We start from the raw sequence: 18399 nt of genomic DNA, 5'->3' as shown, positions 1-18399 counted from the left end.
GGGAGGGGGGCGTCAGGGTGGCGGTTTTCCCCAACCCCACACCACCCCCCCCCCCCCCCCCCCCCCCCGCCCCCCCCCCACCGCACCCCAACAGCCCCGCGCAGCGGACCCGGCCCGCCGCGTGGGGGTACCTCCCACGCCCTTCAGGCAGTGGGGGAGCCACGGCGACAAACCCCCACGACGGGATTCCCGCCCACGTGGGAACCCAGCAGAGCGCAGCGTCTAGGCTTACGGGCTGTGACCTCCCTGCGCCTACCGCTCTTCCCGCTGAACTCGGTGCTGTTCCCGGGACTCGTGCTCCCGCTGAACGTCTTCGAGGCGCGGTACCGGGCCATGATGCGCGATCTGAGTGCCGTACCCGAGGACGACCGCCGCTTCGCGGTGATCGCGATCCGGGACGGCCGGGAGGTCGCCGCCACCGCCCAGGGCATGCCCGACAACACCGTGCCCGCCTCGGACGGTCCGGCGGCGGGCTTCGGCGACGACCCGGTGCAGGCGTTCCACACCGTGGGCTGTATCGCCGACGCGGCCACCATCCGGGAGAAGTCGTCCGATGACGACACCGGCTATGAGGTCCTCGCCACCGGCACCACCCGCTTCCGGCTGCTGTCGGTGGACGCCTCGGGGCCGTATCTGACCGGGGAGCTGGAGGAACTGGAGGACGACGACGGCGAGGGCGCCGGCGCGCTGGCCTCCGGTGTCGTACGGGCGTTCCGGACCTATCAGAAGCGGCTGGCCTGGGCGAACGAGCGGACCCTGTCGAGCGGGCAGGATCTGCCGGCCGACCCGTCCGTGCTGTCGTACCTCGTCGCCGCTGCGGCCGTGCTGGACGTGCCCGCCAAGCAGCGGCTGCTGGAGGCGCCGGACACCGCGGCCCGGCTGGCACAGGAGCTGAAACTGCTTCGCCAGGAGTCGGCGCTGCTCGGTAAGCTCCCGTCGCTGCCGGCGGTGGACCTGACCCGGCAGCCGACCAGCCCCAACTGAACGAGCGGCCCCAGCTGCCGGGCCCCTGACGCGAGGCACGAAGACGTTGGCGAAGAAGTCCAAGAAGTCCGTCGGCACCCCGGCGACCGTGGCCCTCACCGCGGCCGGCGTCCCGTTCACCACGCACTCCTACGAGCACGACCCGGCCGCCCCGTCGTACGGCGAGGAGGCCGCCGAGGCGCTCGGTGTCGCGCCGGACCAGGTGTTCAAGACGCTGCTGGCGGACGTCGACGGCACCCTGACGGTCGCCGTGGTCCCGGTGTCGGGGTCGCTGGACCTCAAGGCGCTGGCGGCCGCGGTGGGCGGCAAGCGGGCCACGATGGCCGACCCGGCGGCGGCCGAGCGCAGCACGGGCTACGTCCGCGGCGGCATCTCACCGCTGGGGCAGCGCAAGCGGCTGCGCACCGTCGTGGACGCCTCGGCCGAGGGCCGGCCAACGGTCTGTGTCTCGGCGGGGCGGCGCGGGCTGGAGGTCGAGCTGGCGCCCGGGGATCTGGTGGCGCTCACGGGGGCGCACCTCGCGCCGATCGCCCGCGGCTGAACACGCCGCGGGGCGGCCGGTGGACCGGCCGCCCCGTGCGGTGGTGTGCTGCTCAGCCCTCGGCGGGCGGCTGCCGGCCGTGATGCTTCCGGAGCCGGTCAGGGACCTCCTGCTGCGGTGTCTCCGGAGCCTGCTGGGGCTGCTGCTCCTCCGGTCCCTGCTCCCCGTGCTCCCCATGTTCCTCGTGCTCCTCGTGCTCCCCGTGCTGCCCCTGGAGCCAGTACGGCACCTCCGGCACCGGGTCGTGCGGTCCGAACAGCGCGGACAGCACCACCTGGGTGAGCATCGCCCCCATCGGCCAGGCCAGCAGGGCGCCCTTGGCCTGGAGCCGCAGCGGGCCGTCGAAGACCACACCGGGGCCGACCTGCTTGGCATGGGCCACCACGTCCGGGGTCGGGCCCAGCCACATCCCCGTCATCCAGCCCAGCGTGGCGCCGAGCAGCCCGCCCACGACCAGCGCCACGACCAGCGGAATCCCGCCGCGCCGGCGGAAGAGGAAGACCACGGCGGTGGTGAGCACACCGAAGGCGAAGGCCAGCAGGAGGAAGGTGCCGTCCGCGCCGATCGACTCCTCGCCCTCGGTGTTCTTGAGGTAGACGTTGCGGGTGTCCGCGACCAGCGGGACATGCGGCGCGAGCCAGTTCCACAGCAGGCCGAGCAAGGCACCGGTCACCGCGACCAGGAGCGCGATCAGCGCACCCTCGCGCAGCTCGCGGGCCAGCTCCGGGCCGACGGGTCCACCGTGATCGGCGGCGGGCGCGGCCTCGGGGTGCCGGGGCTCGTCGGGCGGTTGGTTGTCGCGGGGCGTCAGCGGTGCGGTCACACCGTCATCGTGCCAGGTGGGGCTGGTGAGGCCGGAAGCAGGACGCCCGTTCGGCGGGGTGGCACCGCTCATCGGGTCGCCGCCCGCCGGTAGGCCCAGGTGGCGACGGCCAGCGACAGTACCCCGACGGCCGCGCAGACGCCCAGGTCGGCGCCGACCGCGATCCAGTCCGGGTGCGGGTCGAAGCTGCGCGCAAGCGCCTCCACGCCGTACGTCGAGGGCAGCAGATCACGGGCCCAGCCGATCACCGCGGGCATCCGCTCGGCCGGCAGCACGCCCAGCAGCAGCGCCGCCGACATGCCCAACTGGCCGCAGAGCGTGGCGAGTTCCTGGCGCGGGGCGAGCAGCCCGAGGGCCGCGCCGAGACCGGCCAGCGCCGCCCCGGCGAGCGGGAGCACCGCGGCCAGCACCCACAGATGGGACATCGGCAGCTGGAAGAGGACACAGCCGGTGACCGCGGTGACCACCGTCCCCGGCACGGTGAACGAGGCGTACGCGGCGGCGGCGCCGAGCACCACGGCGGCCGGCGGCACCGGCAGCGTGGCGTAGTGGTCGAGGCCGCCGCCGGCCCGCAGCTGGCCGAAGTACTGGGCGAGGAGGTTGAGCGCCACGAACGCGACGACCAGCACACTGGAGCCGGACACCACCGACCGCGCCGGTTCGCCGCCGTCGACCACCCCGCGCAGCAGGACCATGATCCCGATGGACTGGAAGGTGGCGACGAACAGCAGCGGGATCCGTGCGACCCGGGCCCGGGAGAGCTGGGCACGGTAGACGGCGACCAGCGCGGGCACCAGACGGGCGCGCTGCGCCAGCGGGGCCGCCTCCTCGTCTCGCGCTCCGGTCGCCGGAGCCGCCCCGGCCACCGCCTGCACGGGAACCACACTCACGCTGTCATCACGCCTTCCTCGCTGCCCCGTGGTCTTGCATACGTCCGCCGGACCGGTCCCCGTTCACGCCTTGACCAGCCCCTCGGCACGGCCGCCGAGGGCCAGGTAGACATCTTCCAGGCTCGGCGTGGCGAGGGTGAAGTCGTCGAGGGCGGCGAAGGCGGGGCCCGCAGTGACGGCGGCGACGGCGGAGCGGGCCCGGTCGGCGGGGAGGCGGAGGGTCCAGCGCCGGCCGGAGGCGTGCGCGGCGGCTTCGAGGGCGGCGACCTCGGGCACCTCCAGCGGCGGGCGGTCGCGCCACACCAGCTCCAGCCGCACCTCGTCGCTCACCATTTCCTTCAGTCCGCCGGGCGTGTCACAGGCGATGACCCGGCCGCGGTCGATCACCGCGACCCGGTCGAGCACGCTCTCGGCCTCCAGGACGTTGTGCGTCACCAGCACCACCGTGACGCCGCGCTCGGCCCGCCGCCGGTCCACCGCGGCCCATACGGCGCGCCGCGCGACCGGGTCCATGCCGGTGGTCGGCTCGTCCAGCACCAGCAGCGGCCGCTCGCCGATCAGCGCGGTGGCGAAGCAGGCCAGCCGGCGCTGCCCGCCGGAGAGCTTCTTCAGGGCGCGTCCGGTGAGGTCCGCGAGGCCCAGCTCGTCGATCACCGCGTCCCGCTCGGCGCGCGCCTCGCGGGCCCCGAGCCCGCGCAGCCGGCCGGTGGTCTCCACGGCCAGCGCGACGGTCATCTCGTCCAGGGCGGTGGATTCCTGGCCCAGGTAGCCGAGCAGCCGGGCGGCCCGCTCCGGATGGCGCACCAGGTCGTGGCCCAGCACGGAGATCCCGCCGGAGTCGGGGCGCAGCAGTCCGGTGAGCTGGCGCACCAGGGTGGACTTCCCGGCGCCGTTGGGGCCGAGCAGTCCAAAGATCTCGCCGCGGCGCACATCGAGGGTGATGCCGTCGTTGGCGCGTACGGCGGGCGCCTGTGCCGCCCCGCGGCGCCCGCGCATCGCGGGATATGTCTTGACCAGGTCCCGCACGGCGCACACCGGCACCCCGCGCTCCACCTGTTTTGCGCCCGTCCTCACGAGCTATGAGGGTACGCGTCCCCGGGCCGCCTCCGGGCCGCGGGGCTCCGGCGGGCGAGCCGGGCCCGGGGCGGCGCGGGCCGTCAGTCCCCGGCCGGCGCGTGCTCGGCGGCCGTCCGCAGATCGACCTCGCGCCAGAAACCGGCCCGGATCGCATAGCGGTCGTGCTCGTCGATCTGGTCGTCCTTGTGGGCGAGCAGCCCGAAACGGGCGGCGTAGCGCAGCAGTTCACCGTCGATCCGGTGCGGGATGCGCGGGTACTCCGTGGACAGCTGCTGGAGATGCGCGGCGTCGGAGAGCCGGTCGGTCCAGCGCCGGGCGAAGACCTGACCGACCTCGAAGGGGTCGCCGCTGACGGCGGTGATGTCCTCTTCGCGGTCGGCCCAGCGCTGCTCGGCGCTGGTGAGCTGGGCGAGGGTGGGCAGGGCCGCGGTCCCGTCCGGTTCACCGGCGGCGCCGCCGCGCTCGACCCAGCCCTTGTCGGACGACCAGCGCAGGGTGGCGCCCGCCGCGGGGGCAGGCCCGCCCGCACCGGCCGGCGGCTGGCCCGCGGCGTGCGCCCGGCCGAGGCCGGCCAGGTCCTTGGGGGTGGGCACGACCTTGGAGCCGGCGGCGCCGGGGCCGTCGGCGGCGGCCGTCCCGTTCCCGGCGGCGGCCGGCGGGCGGGAGACGCCGTTGGCGCCGTTGCGCTCATGGGTGTGTTCGGCGGATTCGGGTCCGGCCGCGGCGACCGCCGCGGCTGCCGCGGCCGCGGACTCGGGCAGCGGCGCGGAGAGGATCGCGGCGATCTCGGGGCGGGGCACCGGCGGCGGGGCGCAGGGGCCGCCGAGTTCCTTCGCGCGGACCGCGCGGGTGATCCAGGTCCGGTCCAGCACCCGCCGCTCATCGGCCTCGGCGACCAGGTCCTCGGACTGGTTGTAGTCGCCGTCCGCGGCCTGCACGGCCCACAGATGGACGGCGACGCCGTGCTCCTTCGCCGACATCAGTCCGGGCAGCAGATCACCGTCGCCGGTGACCAGCACGATGTCGGAGCAGGCGCGGTTGCGGGCGAGTTCGGTCAGTTCGGCGTGCATGGCGGCGTCCACGCCCTTCTGTGCCCAGCGGCCGTCGCTGCGGGTCAGGGCACCCAGCCGGACGGTGACCCGGGGCATCACCCGCAGCCTGCGGTGCTCGGGCTGCGGGACGCGGTCGGGGGCGCCGTCGAACCAGTAGATCCGCAGCAGCGAGCGTTCGGTCTCCGCCTCGGCGCGCTGGCGCAGCCCCTGGATGAGGGCGGCGTGGTCGACGGTGATCCTGGAACGGGCGGGCTCTCCGGCGAGCAGACTGGCGGCGGCACCGAGCAAATATCCGGCGTCCACCAGGACGACGCAGCGATCCACGTTCCACCCTCTTCCCTGAGGTGCTGAAAGTCCGGTCGCCCCCCGGCTCGGCCCATGGCTCGAGTGCTTCGGCTTTCCTTCGAGTCTGCCCGACCGTACGGGCGTTATCTGCCCGAACTCGATCATCGGCGTGGCGGATTCAGCGGAGGCGTCGTACACGGTGCGTGATCAACCATATAACGCACGGTAATTGCCCGAAATGCAGGCGTCTGTCCGCCATGTCAGTCTGGTTCCGGCCCAGATCCCGGATTCCCCCCTCAGGAGGCAAAGATCATGGCCAAGGACAAGAAGCAGGACCGCAGTCAGCAGAAGGCGTCCGCGGCCGAGCGCGGCCAGCAGGAGGCCCAGAAGGCAAGCCTGGAGGCACAGTCCCAGGCGCGGTCGCAGGCGCAGGGCAGCCCGGCGGATGTGGCACGTAAGCACCAGCGGCGCTTCGGTCACAACTGACCTGTGCCACAGGGAAGTTGAGGGGCGCGTCCACAACGGACGCGCCCCTCGGGGTAACAGCGGCCCCTCGGCGGGCCGGCCGCTCAGCCCGCCAGACAGGACGGGCCGAGCAGCACCTTCAGATCACCGAACAGCGACGGGTCGGGCGTGACCCGGTGCCGGTCCAGCCGGAGCACGGTGGTCTTGCGCGCACCCAGGAGCTTGATCCGCACCTCCGTGGAGCCGCGGTGACTGCTGAGCACCTCCCCCAGCTTCTCGACCATCGGCGGGGTGACCTTGACCGTCGGAATGGTGATCGTCACCGGGGCGTTGGTGCCGGCCTCCGAGAGGTCGGGGACCATCATCTCCATGGCCACCAGCCGCGGGATGTCCTCCCGCTTGTCGAGGCGGCCCTTGACGAAGACCACGGTGTCCTCGACGAGTTGGGTGGACACCAGCTGGTAGGTGGCCGGGAAGAACATGCAGTCGATGGAGCCGGCCAGGTCCTCGACGGTGGCGATGGCCCAGGCGTTGCCCTGTTTGGTCATCTTGCGCTGGAGGCCGGAGATGATGCCGCCGATGGTGACGATCGAGCCGTCCGAGTAGTCGCCGCCGGTCAGCTGGGCGATGGCGGCGTCCGCCTTGTCGGACAGCACATGCTCCAGGCCGAAGAGCGGATGGTCGGAGACGTAGAGACCGAGCATCTCGCGCTCCTGGGCGAGGAGATAGGTCTTGTCCCACTCGACGTCCGAGAACTCGACATCCAGCCCGAAGCCCGGCCCCTCGTCGGCGCTGTCGTCGCCCATGCCGCCGAAGAGGTCGAACTGCCCCTCGGCCTCCTTGCGCTTGACCTGGACGACGTTGTCGATCATCGGTTCGTAGTGCGCCGTCAGGCCCTTGCGGGTGTGGCCCATCTCGTCGAAGGCACCGGCCTTGATCAGGGATTCGGTGGTGCGCTTGTTGCAGACGACCGCGTCGACCTTGTCGAGGTAGTCGGGGAAGGAGAGGTACTTCCCCTTCGCCTTGCGGCAGCGGATGATCGAATCGACGACGTTCTGGCCGACGTTGCGGACCGCGGTGAGGCCGAAGAGGATCACATCGTCGCCCTGGGCGGCGAAGTTCGCCTCGGACTCGTTGACGTTGGGCGGCAGCACCTTGATGCCCATGCGCCGGCACTCGTTCAGATAGACCGCCGACTTGTCCTTGTCGTCGCGCACGGAGGTCAGCAGTGCGGACATGTATTCGGCGGGGTAATTGGCCTTGAGGTAGGCGGTCCAGTAGGTGACCAGGCCGTACGCGGAGGAGTGCGCCTTGTTGAAGGCGTAGCCGGCGAACGGGACCAGGACGTCCCACAGCGCCTGGATGGCCTGGTCGGAGAAGCCGTTCTTGCGGGCGCCCTCCTGGAAGAGCACGAAGTTCTTCGCCAGCTCCTCGGGCTTCTTCTTGCCCATGACGCGGCGGAGGATGTCGGCCTCGCCGAGGGAGTACCCGGCGATGATCTGGGCGGCCTTCTGCACCTGCTCCTGGTAGACGATCAGGCCGTAGGTGAGGCCCAGGACCTCCTTGAGCGGCTCCTCCAGCTCCGGGTGGATCGGGGTGATCTCCTGGAGGCCGTTCTTGCGCAGCGCGTAGTTGGTGTGCGAGTCCATGCCCATCGGGCCCGGGCGGTACAGGGCCGAGACGGCGGAAATGTCCTCGAAGTTGTCGGGCTTCATCAGCCGCAGCAGCGAGCGCATCGGGCCGCCGTCGAACTGGAAGACGCCGAGAGTGTCACCGCGGCAGAGCATCTCGTACGTCTTGGGGTCGTCCAGCGGGATGGAGAGCATCTCCAGCTCGACGCCCTTGTTCTTCTTCACCATCTTGACGGCGTCGTCCATGATGGTGAGGTTGCGCAGGCCCAGGAAGTCCATCTTCAGCAGGCCGAGCGACTCGCACTGGGGGTAGTCCCACTGCGTGATGGTGACGTTGTCGGTGTGCCGGACCCAGACCGGGGCGTGGTCGACGATGGGCTCGCTGGACATGATCACGCCGGCCGCGTGCACACCCATCTGCCGGACCAGGCCCTCGACGCCCTTGGCGGTGTCGATGACCTTCTTCACGTCCGGTTCGTTCTCGTACATCCCCCGGATCTCGCCGGCCTCGCTGTAGCGCGGGTGGCTGGGGTCGGTGATGCCGCTGAGGTCGATGCCCTTGCCGAGGACGTCGGCGGGCATGGCCTTGGTGAGGCGGTCGCCCATGGCGTACGGGTAACCCAGGACGCGGGCCGAGTCCTTGATGGCGTTCTTGGCCTTGATCTTGCCGTAGGTGCCGATCATGGCGACCTTGTCGGCGCCGTATTTTTCCGTGACATACCGGATGACTTCGACGCGCCTGCGCTCGTCGAAGTCAATGTCGACATCGGGCATGGAGACACGCTCGGGGTTGAGGAACCGCTCGAAGATCAGCCCGTGCGTGATCGGATCGAGGTCGGTGATGCCCATCGCGTACGCCACGATCGAGCCGGCCGCGGAACCACGGCCGGGGCCCACCGCGATGCCGTTGTTCTTGGCCCACATGATGAAGTCGGCGACGACGAGGAAGTAGCCGGGGAACCCCATCTGGATGATGATGTCCATCTCGTACTCGGCCTGCTTCTGCCGGTCCTCGGGGATCCCGTCCGGGAAGCGGCGCTGCATGCCGACCCGGACCTCCTCCTGGAACCAGGTGACCTCGGTGAAGCCCTCCGGGATGTCGAACTTCGGCATCAGGTCGCGCTTCTCGAACATCCCGGTGGTGTCGATCTGCTCGGCCACCAGGAAGGTGTTGGCGCAGCCCTCCTGCCAGGCGTCCGAGGAGTCGATGGCGTACATCTCGTCCGTGGACTTGAGGTAGTAGCCGGTGCCGTCGAAGCGGAAGCGGTCCGGGTCGGAGAGGTTCTTGCCGGTCTGGATGCACAGCAGGGCGTCGTGCGCGGTGGACTCGTGGGCGTAGGTGTAGTGCGAGTCGTTGGTGACCAGCGGGGGGATGCCGAGCTTCTTGCCGATCTCCAGGAGGCCGTCGCGGACCCGGCGTTCGATCTCGATGCCGTGGTCCATCAGCTCCAGGAAATACCGGTCCTTGCCGAAGATGTCCTGGTATTCGGACGCGGACTTCAGCGCCTCGTCGAACTGGCCGAGCCGCAGCCGGGTCTGGAGCTCACCGGAGGGGCAGCCGGTGGAGGCGATCAGGCCCTCGGACCACTGGGCGATGGTCTCCTTGTCCATCCGCGGCCACTTCTGGAGCCAGCCCTCGGCGTACGCGTCCGAGGACAGCCGGAAGAGGTTGTGCAGGCCGGTCTTGTTGGCCGCCCAGATCGTCTTGTGGGTGTAACCACCGGAACCGGAGACGTCATCGCGCTTCTGGTGCGGCTGGCCCCACTGGATCTTGCGCTTGTTGCGCCGCGACTCCGGGGCCACATAGGCCTCGATGCCGATGATCGGCGTCACCCCGGCCTTCTGCGCCGAGTGGAAGAAGTCGTAGGCGCCGTGGAGGTTGCCGTGGTCGGACATGGCGATATGCGTCATGCCCATCTCGTTGCACGCCTTGAACATGTCCGACAGCCGCGCCGCACCGTCCAGCAGTGAGTACTGGGTGTGGACATGCAGGTGCGTGAAGGGGGGCCTGGACGGGGCTGCCACGGCGGAGGACCTCCGGGAAAACGGTCGGCGGGAGCGCCTGCCCGGCATGACCGGGAGGGGCGGATGGTGGTCTCGAAGTCTACGGCTCCCCGGTGACAATCGACGGGCACCGACGAGTAGCCTCGCGCGTTGTCAGTGGCAGATCCTCCCCCGGCCACCGCCGGGGGATCCGCCACGGATCCCGTACCGTTCCGCACCTCAGGAGGCACCCAGCGATGCCGTCCCAGCACGCCCCGGCGCAGGACGCCGCGCAGCGCGGCGAGGAGATCCTCGCCGTTTTCGACACCGCCTTCGGAGAGCTGCTCGCCGCCGACCCCGCGGCCTTCCGCGTGAAATTCCGGAAGATGGCCGCCTCCGCGTTCGCCTTCTACCGGGGCACGGCCTGCCTGTTCTACCGGGACATGGAGGCGTTCGCCGCACAGGACGGCGGCAAGGACAGCGGCCCGTATCTGGACGAGCGGACCGCCCGGGTGTGGATCCACGGCGATCTGCACGCCGAGAACTTCGGCACCTACATGGACGCCACGGGCCGGCTGATCTTCAACGTCAATGACTTCGACGAGGCCTATGTCGGCCCGTTCACCTGGGACCTGAAGCGGTTCGCCGCCTCGGTCGCGCTGATCGGCTACGCCAAGGCGCTCAGCGACAAGCAGATCACCGACCTGGTGCGCACCTACGCGGCCGCCTACCGGGAGCGCGTCCACGCACTGGCCTCCGGGACGAAGAGCTCCGACAAGGACGAGCTGCCGCCCTTCACGCTGGACACCGCCGAGGGCCCGCTGCTGGACGCGCTGCGCGACGCCCGCGCGCTGACCCGGTTCGGGCTGCTGGACTCGATGACCGAGATCCGCGACTTCGAGCGGCGCTTCGCGGCGGGCGGCGGCAGCGTCGAGCTGGACGCCGCGACCCGCTACAAGGTCCTCGCCGCCTTCGACGGCTATCTGGAGACGCTGCCGGAGTCGAGCCTGGACCGCCCGGACTCCTACCGCGTCAAGGACGTGGTGGGCCGGCGCGGCATCGGCATCGGCTCGGCCGGTCTGCCGTCGTACAACATCCTTCTGGAGGGCAACAGCGACGCCCTGGAGAACGATGTCGTGATCTACATGAAGCAGGCGCAGACCCCGGCCGTCTCCCGGCACATCACCGACCCCGCGGTCCGCGGCTACTTCCAGCACGAGGGCCACCGCACGGTGATCTCGCAGCGCGCCCTCCAGGACCACGCCGACCCGTGGCTGGGCTGGACCGAGCTCGACGGCGCGGGCCAGCTGGTCGCCGAGATCTCGCCGTACGCGGTCGACCTGGACTGGTCCGACATCGACGACCCGGAGGAGATCGCGGCCGTGGTGGCCGACCTGGGCCGGGCCACCGCGACCATGCACGCCGCCGCGGACGACGAGAGCGGCCACTCGCTGGTCCCGTTCTCGACGGAGCGCGCCATCGACGCGGCCATCGCGGCCGACGAGGAGGGCTTCGCGGCGCTGCTGGTGGACTTCGCGCACTCCTACGGCGCCCGCGCCCGTACCGACCACCAGATCTTCGTGGACCTCTTCCGCAACGGCCGGATCCCCGGCCTGTAGGGAGCACGGGCCCGAGTCGCTCCGTACGCACCGTATGGTCCGGTGCGTACGGCTTCGGGCCCCCTTAAGCACCTCTTATCCCTCGTCATGGCACACTCGGCTGCGATGGACATTTCGGCACCTCACCTGCGGGCCCTGCGCGCGGCGCTCTTCACGGCGCTGTGCGTCTCGCTGTCCGCGGCGTCCCATGTGCTGCTGTCCCGTATGCCGCTGCCGCTGACCACCGTCGCCGCGATCGCCACCCCCGTATTCGTCCTCGCCTACGCGCTGGCCGGCCGGGAGCGCGGCTACTGGCGCATCGCGGCGCTGCTGGTCCCCCTGGAACTCACCGCCGACCTGGTCTTCAGCCTCGGTCAGCACACTTGTTACGGGGCGGCCGGCGGACCGGTCGCCGGCCCGCTGCGCTCGCTCGGCGTGGATCTGCTGTGCGGCGGCGGCCCGGTCGGCGGCGCCGCCCTGACGCGGCTGCCCGAGGACCAGGCCGGGCCGGTGAGCAGCTGGCTCGTGCTGCTCGCGGCGCATCTGCTGATCGGGCTGCTGGCCGCGGGCTGGCTGCGCCGCGGTGAGGCCGCGCTGGGCCGGCTGCTGGGCGCGGTGGCCGGCTTCGCCTTCCGCCCGCTGCTGCTCGCCGTCGCGGTCATCGGCGCCACCGCCGCCCCGCGCCGCCCGGCGCCCGCTCCCGTCCGGCCCGGGCGTCCCGCCCGCGCCGTCCCCCTGCTCGTGCACTGTGTCGTGCGCCGTGGGCCGCCCTGCGCGCTCGCCGCGTAGGCCACCGCACCCACCCCGTCCCACGGATCTTCACGGAGCAGGAACAGTCATGAGCAATCGCAACAACCAGGCCAACAAGCAGGCAGCCCGCGAGCGGCTGCGCGCCGAGCGTGAGCGGCAGGCGAAGAAGGACCGGCTCCGCCGGCAGCTGACCGTCGGCGGTGCGATCGTCGGTGTCCTGGCGATCGCCGGCGGCATCGCGGTGGCCGTGGCCGGCTCGGGTGACGACGCGGCGAACGGCCCGCTGGTCAAGCCCGCCAACACCAGCGGCACCAACGGCACCACGATCGTCGTCGGCAAGAAGGACGCCAAGAACACCCTGGAGCTCTTCGAGGACCCGCGCTGCCCCGGCTGCGCCGCCTTCGAGCAGACCGCCGGCGCCACCATCGAGAAGGACATCAAGGACGGCAAGTACAAGGCCTCGTACCACCTGGGCACGTTCCTCGACAACAATCTCCAGGGCACCGGCTCCAAGAACGCGCTCAGCGCGCTGGGCGCCTCCCTGAACGTCAGCCCGGACGCCTTCCTGAAGTACAAATACGCGCTGTACTCGAAGGAGTTCCACCCGGACGAGACCGGGCCGGACAAGTTCGCCGACGACAGCTACCTGATCAAGGTCGCCGACACCGTCCCGGCGCTGAAGGGGAACGCCGCCTTCCAGAAGGCCGTCAAGGACGGTACGTACGACCGCTGGGCGCTGGGGGTGTCCAAGGCCTTCAACTCCGTCAAGGACGTCAAGAGCACCCCGACGATCAAGCTCAACGGCACGGTGCTGGGCACGAAGACCCCGCAGGGCACCTCGGCACCGTCCAGCGTGGCCGCCTTCAACTCCGCGGTGGACAAGGCCCTGAAGAAGTGACGTAGGCGAAGACCGGTCACCCGGCCGGTCCCCCTCGCGGCATCGGCCGGCACGCTCCCCGCGTGCCGGCCGATGCCAAATCTTGACCCGTGCCGGTGCCGTGCACATGGCAGACTCCCGAGCGTGCAGGCGACGGGAGGGCGTCCCGGGACCCGGCCGGCGGCCGCGCCGGGGGTCCAGCTCCGGGCGGTGCGGGCGGCGTTGTTCACCGCGCTGTGCACCACCCTGTCCGCGACCTCCCATGTGCTGCTCTCCCACGCCCCGTTGCCGCCCGCGTCGGTCGCCGCGATCTGCGCCGGTGTCTTCGCCGCGGCCTACGCACTGACCGGACGGGAGCGCGGCTACGGCCGGATCGGCGCCCTGCTGGTGCCCCTGGAGCTGGCCGCCGACACCGTCTTCACCGCCGGACAGCACACCTGTTACGGGGGAGCCGGCGGCCCGGTCACCGGCCCGCTGCGCTCGGTCGGCGTCGATCTGCTGTGCGCGGGCGGCGAGTTGGGCACTCCGCTCGCCCGCCTCGCCGCCCACACCGGCACGCCGCTGCCGCCGGTGCCGCCGACCGCCCCGTGGCTGCTGCTCGCCGCCCATGTCGCCGTCGGCCTGCTCGCCGCCGGCTGGCTGCACCGCGGTGACGCCGCCCTGGACGCCCTGCTGCGCGCCGCCGCGGCCGGCGCCTTCCGCCCGCTGCGGACCGCGGTCGCGGTGGTCACCACCGCGTGCCCGCCGCCCCGCCGTCGCCGGTGCCCGCCGCCTCCGCCGCCGGCCGGCCCGCTCCCCCTCCTGGTGCACTGCGTCCTGCGCCGCGGCCCGCCCGCCGCGGCCGCCGTCTGACCAGTCCGCAGCAGCAACCCCACCCTTGAGAGACGGAACCCCCCATGAGCAACCGCAACACCCAGGCCAACAAGGCCGCCGCCCGCGAGCGCATCCGGGCCGAGCGCGAGCGCCAGAAGAAGAAGGAGAAGCTGCGTCGTCAGCTCTTCGTGGCCGGGGCCGTGGTCGGCGTCCTGGCCGTGGCCGGCGGCATCGGCTACATGGTGATGAAGGCCAACGAGCCCACGGGCTGGGAGGCCGCCAAGGAGGCCAAGCCCGTCGCGCCCGCCCACACCCAGGGCAAGAACGGCACCGAGATCCTGATAGGTGACAAGAACGCCAAGGAGACCCTGGAGGTCTTCGAGGACGTCCGCTGCCCGGCGTGCGCGTCCTTCGAGCAGAGCAGCGGCGAGGCGCTGCTGAAGGACATCAAGGACGGCCGCTACCGGGTCCGCTTCTCCATGTACACCTTCATCGACGACACACCGGCCGGCGGCGAGGGCGCGAAGAACGCGCTGAGCGCGCTCGGCGCGGCGCTGAACGTCAGCCCGGAGGCGTTCCTGAAGTACAAGGCGGCGCTGTACTCCACGAAGTTCCACCCCGAGGAGCAGGTGGACACCTACAGCAAGGACGCCGAACTGCTCAAGGTCGCCGCCACGGTGCCGGAGCTGAAGAACAACAAGGCGTTCGAGACGGCGGTGAAGGAGGGCACCTACGACCGCTGGGTGATGGACATGACCGCGCTGTTCGGCCGTAAGGGCGTCAGGGCCACGCCCACCTTCATGCACGGCGACAAGAAGCTGACGATCCCCCAGGTACCGCAGCAGCAGATGACGCAGGCGCAGTACAACCGGCTCGCCCAGGCCAACTTCAAGAAGATGATCGACAAGGAGTTCGGCCCGGCGAAGGGCTCCGGGAAGCCGGACCCGGGCAAGGGTGACAGCAAGGGCGATGCGGGCCAGAACGGCATTCGCGAGGGCGAAAAGGACCCCACGGCCTCCCGCTGAGTGCCTTTCGGACAACGGGTGGGCGAATTCTCGGGGTTCCCGTGAATTCACCCTCCCGGGCCCGCTTACCGGCCAGTAGGGTGAGCGGCCGTGACCGATCACGACCAGATCTCGCGCCGCACTGCCGTTACGGCCGTAGCCGCCACCGCCGCACTTCTGCCGTTCGCCGGCGCCACCACGGCGCACGCCCAAGAGGCCGCCGGCCAGGACCCGTTCTTCCAGCACGGAGTCGCCTCCGGTGACCCGCTCCCGGACGGCGTCCTGCTGTGGACCCGGGTCACGCCGACCCCGGCGGCCACCCCCGGATCCGGCCGGGGGCCGGCCACGAAGGTGAGCTGGCAGGTGGCGACCGACAAGGACTTCGCCTCCGTCGTCGCCCGGGGGAGCCTGACCGCCTCGGCCGCCGCCGACCACACCGTCAAGGCGGACGTCCGCGGCCTGAAGCCGGCCACCCACTACTACTACCGCTTCACCGCCGGCGGGCAGCACTCCCCCGTCGGCCGGACCCGCACCGCCCCGGCCCATGACTCCGCGGCCGGCAACGTCCGCTTCGGTGTGGTCTCCTGCGCCAACTGGGAGTCCGGCTACTTCTCCCCGTACCGGCACCTGGCCGCCCGCACCGACCTGGACGCGGTGCTGCACCTCGGCGACTACCTCTACGAGTACAAGTCCGGCGAGTACCCGGAGTTCAAGTACGTCGTCCGTCCGCACTCCCCCGCCCACGAGCTGCTGACGCTCGCCGACTACCGCATCCGGCACGGCGTCCACAAGACCGACCCGGACGCGCTGGCCATGCACGCCTCGCACCCGGTCATCGCCATGTGGGACGACCACGAGTTCGCCGACAACGCCTGGAAGGGCGGCGCGACGAACCACACACCGGACAGCGAGGGCCCCTGGTCCGCGCGGATGGCCGCCGCGAAGCAGGCGTACTTCGAGTGGATGCCGGTGCGCCCGTCGACGGCCGGCACCACCTACCGCAGGCTGCGCTTCGGCACCCTCGCCGATCTGCATCTGCTGGATCTGCGGTCGTTCCGCGACGAGCAGGCCAAGCCGGGCAGCGGCGCGGTCGACGACCCGAGCCGTACGCTCACCGGGCGGGCCCAGCTGGACTGGCTCAAGGCCGGCCTGGAGCGCTCGGACACCGCCTGGCGGCTGGTCGGCACCTCGGTGATGATCTCGCAGGTCGCCTTCGGCGCCGTCCCCGCGAAGCTGCTCGGCCCGCTCGCCGACATCCTCGGGATACCCAAGGAGGGCCTGGCGATCAACACCGACCAGTGGGACGGCTACACCGATGACCGGCGCGAGCTGCTGAGCCACCTCAGCGACCGCGGTATCGACAACACCGTCTTCCTGACCGGCGACATCCACATGGCCTGGGCCAACGAGGTGCCGCTCCAGGCGGCGACCTACCCCGCCGACCGCGCGGTGGCGACGGAGTTCGTGGTCACCTCCGTCACCTCCGACAACGTGGACGACTTCCTGCATGTCGCCCCGCACACGGTCTCGCTGGCCGGGGTCGCCGCCCTCAAGGCCGCCAACCGGCATGTGAAGTGGCTGGACATGGACTCCCACGGTTACGGGGTCCTGGACGTCAGCGCCGAGCGGACGCAGATGGACTACTTCGGGGTCTCCGACCGGACCGACCCGCAGGCCACCAGCCAGCTGCTGCGCTCGTACCGCACCCGGTCCGGCACCCAGCAGATGGAGCGGGCGGACCAGCCGGTCGGCTGACGGCGCACGTCCCGCGCGGCGCCGGCCGCCCGGTTCACAGCCCGGCGAGGAAGCCCAGCGCCACCTTCCAGGCGCGCTCCGCGGCCTCCGCGTCGTAGTCGGGCAGCTCGGGATCGGTGAACAGGTGGCCGGCGCCGGCGTAGCGGAAGACCTCTACGTCCGCGCCGGCCCGGCGCATCTGGAGGTACCAGGCGTTCAGCCAGTCGTGCGGCTCGTACGGGTCCGGGTCGGCGACATGCAGCTGCACCGGCAGATCATCGGCGGTGGTGTCCTCCGCGATGTCCGAGGTGCCGTGCAGCAGGAGCAGCCCGCGGGTCTTCTCGTCGCCCAGCGCGAGGTTCTGGGCGACCGAGCCGCCGAAGGAGAAGCCCGCGTAGACCAGCCCGCGGTCGGAGTACGGCGCCACGGCCGTGATGGCCCGCTTGAGCAGCTCCTCCTTGCCGATCTCGTCCTTGATGAGGATGCCGTCCGGTACCGATTCCGCGGTCCGGCCGTCGAACAGATCGGGGACGATCACCTCGTGTCCCGCGGCCCGCAGCCGGTCCGCAGCGGCGTGCACCGCGGGGCGCAGCCCGCATACCGAATGAAACAGCACAATCGTCGAAAGCCCGCTGGTCGAGGACTCGGTCGAGGCCGGCACTGACATCACTTCCCTGGAGTTGGATCGCTCTCGCCCCATCCTGCCAGTTACGGTCACAAGGACCGGGTACCCGCACACCACAGCCCCTCGCACCCCACGGAGGAGGAGTCCCGTGTCATTGGAGGACGTCCTGCGTCCGGTCGCCGTCATCGGCGGCGCGGTCCTGCTCACGCTCATCCTGGTCTGGCTCACCGATCGCGGACTGCGCCGGATCGACGCCGCCCATCCCGAGACCCCGTTGTGGGGGCTGCTGCGGCGCTGCCGGATACCGCTGCGGGTGGCCCTGTGCACCGCGCTGCTGCGCGGCTCGTTCGACGAGGCGGGGCTGAAGGTCGCCGCGGACCACGAGGCGGGCGTCGGCCAGGCGCTGACCCTGGTCCTGATCGCGGCCACCGCCTGGCTGGTGGTCCGGGCCGCGGCGGCGATCGTCGAGTCCTCGTACTCCCGCTATGCGGCGAGCGGCCGGGACGCGGCACGGGTGCGGCGGGTGCGGACCCAGGTGACGCTGATCCAGCGGGTGGTGACGGCCGTGGTGATCGTCGTCGCGGCCGCCTCGATGCTGCTGACGTTCCCGGCGATGCGGGCGGTCGGCACGTCCATGCTGGCCTCCGCCGGCCTGCTCGGCATCGTCGCCGGTATAGCCGCCCAGTCCACCCTCGGCAACCTCTTCGCGGGGCTCCAGATCGCCTTCGGTGACATGGTGCGCATCGGGGACACCGTCGTCGTGGACGGCGAGTGGGGCAGCGTCGAGGAGATCACCCTGACCTCGCTGACCGTACGGACCTGGGACGAGCGCCGGATCACCATGCCGGTGTCGTACTTCACCGGCAAGCCGTTCGAGAACTGGTCGCGCGGCGGGGCGCAGATGACCGGCACGGTCTTCTTCCACCTCGACCACAGCGCGCCGGTGGAGAAGATGCGCCAGCGGCTGATCGAAACCCTCCAGGAGTGCCCGGACTGGGACGGCCGCTCGTGGAGCCTGGTGGTCACCGACACCACCCCGTCCACGATCGTGGTGCGGGCGCTGGTCACCGCCCGGGACGCGGACGCCCTCTGGGAGGTGCGCTGCCAGGTCCGTGAGCGGATGCTGGAGTGGCTGCGCACCGAGCATGCCTACGCGCTGCCGCGGATCAGCACCGCACCGGCCCCGACCGGCGTCCCGGAGGCCCGCCACGGCGAGGAGCCGGACGCCCGGCGGCTGTCGAAGGACTAGGAGGCCGGCCCGCCCGGC

At 71.4% G+C, this 18399-nt stretch carries 16 protein-coding genes; 10 read left to right on the top strand and 6 right to left on the bottom strand.

The genetic code is table 11. The features are described 5' to 3' along the window. Positions 1-237 precede the first annotated feature (237 nt). Both ACZ4XD_RS15420 and ybaK read left to right on the top strand, forming a co-directional pair. Positions 238-984, top strand: a complete 747-nt coding sequence (locus ACZ4XD_RS15420; protein WP_468042301.1) for an LON peptidase substrate-binding domain-containing protein — start codon at positions 238-240, stop codon at positions 982-984. 46 nt (positions 985-1030) lie between these two features. Continuing rightward, complete coding sequence (ybaK, locus tag ACZ4XD_RS15415) at positions 1031-1525, top strand: Cys-tRNA(Pro) deacylase (RefSeq protein WP_042162090.1); 495 nt, start codon at positions 1031-1033, stop codon at positions 1523-1525. Positions 1526-1577: 52 nt separating this feature from the next. On the opposite strand, the gene ACZ4XD_RS15410 is transcribed toward ybaK, so the two are convergent. From ACZ4XD_RS15410 to ACZ4XD_RS15395, 4 genes are all read right to left on the bottom strand, one after another. Then, positions 1578-2348 (bottom strand): ABC transporter permease, encoded by a 771-nt coding sequence (locus ACZ4XD_RS15410; RefSeq protein ID WP_468042298.1) that lies wholly within the window; start codon positions 2346-2348, stop codon positions 1578-1580. 68 nt (positions 2349-2416) lie between these two features. Further along, positions 2417-3238, bottom strand: coding sequence for an ABC transporter permease (locus tag ACZ4XD_RS15405; protein ID WP_468042296.1), 822 nt, complete (start codon positions 3236-3238; stop codon positions 2417-2419). Positions 3239-3301: 63 nt separating this feature from the next. Then, entirely contained in the window at positions 3302-4234 is a 933-nt protein-coding gene (locus tag ACZ4XD_RS15400; protein WP_468042416.1) for an ABC transporter ATP-binding protein, read from the bottom strand. 161 nt (positions 4235-4395) lie between these two features. Beyond that, positions 4396-5691, bottom strand: a complete 1296-nt coding sequence (locus ACZ4XD_RS15395; RefSeq protein WP_468042294.1) for an NYN domain-containing protein — start codon at positions 5689-5691, stop codon at positions 4396-4398. A 273-nt stretch (positions 5692-5964) separates the two neighbouring features. Between ACZ4XD_RS15395 and ACZ4XD_RS15390 the strand changes: the two genes are divergently transcribed. Then, positions 5965-6138, top strand: coding sequence for a hypothetical protein (locus ACZ4XD_RS15390; protein ID WP_362601611.1), 174 nt, complete (start codon positions 5965-5967; stop codon positions 6136-6138). Positions 6139-6221: 83 nt separating this feature from the next. On the opposite strand, the gene dnaE is transcribed toward ACZ4XD_RS15390, so the two are convergent. Beyond that, positions 6222-9821 (bottom strand): DNA polymerase III subunit alpha, encoded by a 3600-nt coding sequence (gene dnaE / locus ACZ4XD_RS15385; RefSeq protein WP_468042292.1) that lies wholly within the window; start codon positions 9819-9821, stop codon positions 6222-6224. A 167-nt stretch (positions 9822-9988) separates the two neighbouring features. Between dnaE and ACZ4XD_RS15380 the strand changes: the two genes are divergently transcribed. The 6 genes from ACZ4XD_RS15380 (at position 9989) to ACZ4XD_RS15355 (ending at position 16528) form a co-directional block, all read left to right on the top strand. Then, positions 9989-11350: a DUF2252 domain-containing protein gene (locus ACZ4XD_RS15380; protein ID WP_468042290.1), complete on the top strand. Its 1362-nt coding sequence runs from the start codon at positions 9989-9991 to the stop codon at positions 11348-11350. 105 nt (positions 11351-11455) lie between these two features. Next, positions 11456-12118 (top strand): hypothetical protein, encoded by a 663-nt coding sequence (locus ACZ4XD_RS15375; protein WP_468042288.1) that lies wholly within the window; start codon positions 11456-11458, stop codon positions 12116-12118. Positions 12119-12167: 49 nt separating this feature from the next. Next, positions 12168-12977 carry a thioredoxin domain-containing protein gene (locus tag ACZ4XD_RS15370; RefSeq protein ID WP_468042286.1) on the top strand — a complete coding sequence of 270 codons (810 nt, stop codon included), beginning with the start codon at positions 12168-12170 and terminating at the stop codon, positions 12975-12977. A gap of 123 nt (positions 12978-13100) precedes the next feature. Continuing rightward, a complete protein-coding gene (locus ACZ4XD_RS15365) occupies positions 13101-13808 on the top strand; it encodes a hypothetical protein (RefSeq protein ID WP_468042284.1) in 708 nt (235 codons plus the stop codon). A gap of 44 nt (positions 13809-13852) precedes the next feature. Beyond that, the gene (locus ACZ4XD_RS15360) at positions 13853-14794 is read left to right on the top strand and encodes a thioredoxin domain-containing protein (RefSeq protein WP_468042282.1); all 942 of its coding nucleotides are present in this window, start codon (positions 13853-13855) and stop codon (positions 14792-14794) included. A gap of 90 nt (positions 14795-14884) precedes the next feature. Then, positions 14885-16528 carry an alkaline phosphatase D family protein gene (locus tag ACZ4XD_RS15355; RefSeq protein WP_468042280.1) on the top strand — a complete coding sequence of 548 codons (1644 nt, stop codon included), beginning with the start codon at positions 14885-14887 and terminating at the stop codon, positions 16526-16528. 34 nt (positions 16529-16562) lie between these two features. On the opposite strand, the gene ACZ4XD_RS15350 is transcribed toward ACZ4XD_RS15355, so the two are convergent. Then, entirely contained in the window at positions 16563-17174 is a 612-nt protein-coding gene (locus ACZ4XD_RS15350; RefSeq protein ID WP_388195103.1) for a dienelactone hydrolase family protein, read from the bottom strand. Positions 17175-17286: 112 nt separating this feature from the next. Between ACZ4XD_RS15350 and ACZ4XD_RS15345 the strand changes: the two genes are divergently transcribed. Beyond that, positions 17287-18381, top strand: coding sequence for a mechanosensitive ion channel family protein (locus ACZ4XD_RS15345; RefSeq protein WP_468042414.1), 1095 nt, complete (start codon positions 17287-17289; stop codon positions 18379-18381). The last annotated feature ends 18 nt before the right edge of the window (positions 18382-18399 follow it).

It is taken from the genome of Streptomyces sp. NPDC029466 (assembly GCF_055574515.1).
The sequence above is the reverse complement of the archived record's forward strand: the minus strand, read 5'-3'. Positions and strand labels throughout refer to the sequence as shown.

Excerpts from the sequence above, each read along its gene's own strand:
- ACZ4XD_RS15400 (WP_468042416.1), bottom strand. The coding sequence starts at position 4,234 with ATGCGCGGGCGCCGCGGGGCGGCACAGGCGCCCGCCGTACGCGCCAAC.
- ACZ4XD_RS15390 (WP_362601611.1), top strand. The coding sequence starts at position 5,965 with ATGGCCAAGGACAAGAAGCAGGACCGCAGTCAGCAGAAGGCGTCCGCG.
- dnaE (WP_468042292.1), bottom strand. The coding sequence starts at position 9,821 with ATGCCGGGCAGGCGCTCCCGCCGACCGTTTTCCCGGAGGTCCTCCGCC.
- ACZ4XD_RS15380 (WP_468042290.1), top strand. The coding sequence starts at position 9,989 with ATGCCGTCCCAGCACGCCCCGGCGCAGGACGCCGCGCAGCGCGGCGAG.
- ACZ4XD_RS15375 (WP_468042288.1), top strand. The coding sequence starts at position 11,456 with ATGGACATTTCGGCACCTCACCTGCGGGCCCTGCGCGCGGCGCTCTTC.
- ACZ4XD_RS15370 (WP_468042286.1), top strand. The coding sequence starts at position 12,168 with ATGAGCAATCGCAACAACCAGGCCAACAAGCAGGCAGCCCGCGAGCGG.
- ACZ4XD_RS15360 (WP_468042282.1), top strand. The coding sequence starts at position 13,853 with ATGAGCAACCGCAACACCCAGGCCAACAAGGCCGCCGCCCGCGAGCGC.
- ACZ4XD_RS15350 (WP_388195103.1), bottom strand. The coding sequence starts at position 17,174 with ATGTCAGTGCCGGCCTCGACCGAGTCCTCGACCAGCGGGCTTTCGACG.